Here is a 1561-nt window from a genome sequence, read left to right as displayed (position 1 = left end):
AACTGGCAAGACCTAGGAAAACAATCCGCCACGGAAGTTAAAAACATCGTCAAAGGCCTGCGCGATTCACTCGATGACATGTCCACCAGTTGGCACTACGACCTACTACTTCCAGACGCCGCCATCGAAGGCATGCAAGCCACAGTAAAACGCCTAGACGATGTCACCCCCAAAATCGACCAGCATATGCAACAAGCCGCCCAAGAAATCGGACAGCGAGTTAATAAAGCATTGGATGAATATCAAGGTCAATCACCAATTCGAGGTGTCACCGACAAGCCCACCAAAGCCAAGGCCGATGAGTTGGAACCACCAAAAGGGAATGAGTTGCCGGGGACTGGAACAACTCAAACTGATAAAGCAAAACCCAAATTAACTAACCGTAAAGACAATAAATTACAACTTATTGATGGAAAGCCCCCTAGGAACGCAGAATTTGCAGGACAAAACTACAGTTTAGATATACATAAAAATACGATCTTGAAACAAAGGCTAGATGCAATGCAGCCAAGAAAAAGGAAAATCAGGGAGTTAAAATTAAAAGAGCTTGCTGAAAAGTATCCTGATGGTGTTAACTTTACCGAAAAAGGTTTTGCGGATTTCAGACCTTATATTATGAAGTATAAAGGTTATCTTGTAGAGGTTGATATAAAAAATTAAACCCAGACCCTACATCTGGTAGAGGAACATCAGGTTCACAGCTGGACATGAGAAACGCGAATCAATTGATGGAAAATATAGATCCAGCTTGGAAGCAACCGTCGACACATACCTGGCATCATGTAGAGAACTCCACAAAGCTGCAATTAATTCCAAGTGACTTACACTCAACAGTGGGTCACTCTGGCGGTCGAAATACTTACTCATTTTAGGAAATTAGAATGAACTTTGAAAACAGTTATCCAAAAACAAGCTTACTTGAGATTCAAGAGCTCTGTCATGAGCTTGAACTTCAGTTCCCCAAAGAATATGTTGATTTTCTTCTAAAGTTTAATGGTGGTCAGCCTACTAAAAATCAGTTTACTAAACAAAATTCTGACGGTGAATTACTTTTTGACTTTGACATTAATGTTTTATTTGGAATTGGTAAAAATGATACTAGCTTTGATTTGTTAACTATGTTCTCTATTTATTGCGATAGGATTCCTGAAGAGCTACTGCCTATTGGTAATGATGGTGTTGGTAATGTTATTTGCATTGGTGTAGATGGCGCGCAGAAAGGAGGAGTATTCATATGGTGGAAAGATAAGCAAGTTGATGAAGGTGCCGATCCCGATTATGAAAATGTAGATATACTTGCTCCATCATTTACTGACTTCTTAGCAGGCTTTAACGTTTCCTAATTTTCTAACTGAGTTGTAAAGCTAGTAGTTAGCTTTACAACCTTTCCCATCTAAATAGTAAAAAGTCGGTGATTGCCGATGCAGCAACCAACCTAGACGTCACCGCCAATCAAATTGACGTCAGCGCCACACAAAATATCCCCCTTAAGGCGGGTCGCAGCCATCGCAGTGTTATCCAAAGTGATATAAACCTCAAGGCAGACAACAACCTTACCATC

At 40.6% G+C, this 1561-nt stretch carries 2 protein-coding genes and 1 pseudogene; all 3 read left to right on the top strand.

From position 1 onward, the window contains the following. Positions 1–78: 78 nt before the first annotated feature. Positions 79–336 (top strand): annotated as a pseudogene (locus EXT47_RS24270) (hypothetical protein); the annotation flags it as partial. Positions 337–707: 371 nt separating this feature from the next. Further along, positions 708–872, top strand: coding sequence for an HNH endonuclease (locus EXT47_RS24300; protein ID WP_130127742.1), 165 nt, complete (start codon positions 708–710; stop codon positions 870–872). 9 nt (positions 873–881) lie between these two features. After that, positions 882–1343 carry an SMI1/KNR4 family protein gene (locus EXT47_RS23580; RefSeq protein WP_102058210.1) on the top strand — a complete coding sequence of 154 codons (462 nt, stop codon included), beginning with the start codon at positions 882–884 and terminating at the stop codon, positions 1341–1343. Positions 1344–1561: the final 218 nt, after the last annotated feature.

It is taken from the genome of Pseudoalteromonas sp. CO342X, assembly GCF_004208915.1.
In the GTDB taxonomy this organism is placed as follows: domain Bacteria; phylum Pseudomonadota; class Gammaproteobacteria; order Enterobacterales; family Alteromonadaceae; genus Pseudoalteromonas; species Pseudoalteromonas maricaloris.
Note: the sequence above shows the minus strand (reverse complement) of the source record. Positions and strands in the feature narration are given on the sequence as shown.

What these genes read in the sequence shown, in the direction of transcription:
- EXT47_RS24300 (WP_130127742.1), top strand. Translation starts at nt 708, where the DNA reads ATGAGAAACGCGAATCAATTGATGGAAAATATAGATCCAGCTTGGAAG.
- EXT47_RS23580 (WP_102058210.1), top strand. Translation starts at nt 882, where the DNA reads ATGAACTTTGAAAACAGTTATCCAAAAACAAGCTTACTTGAGATTCAA.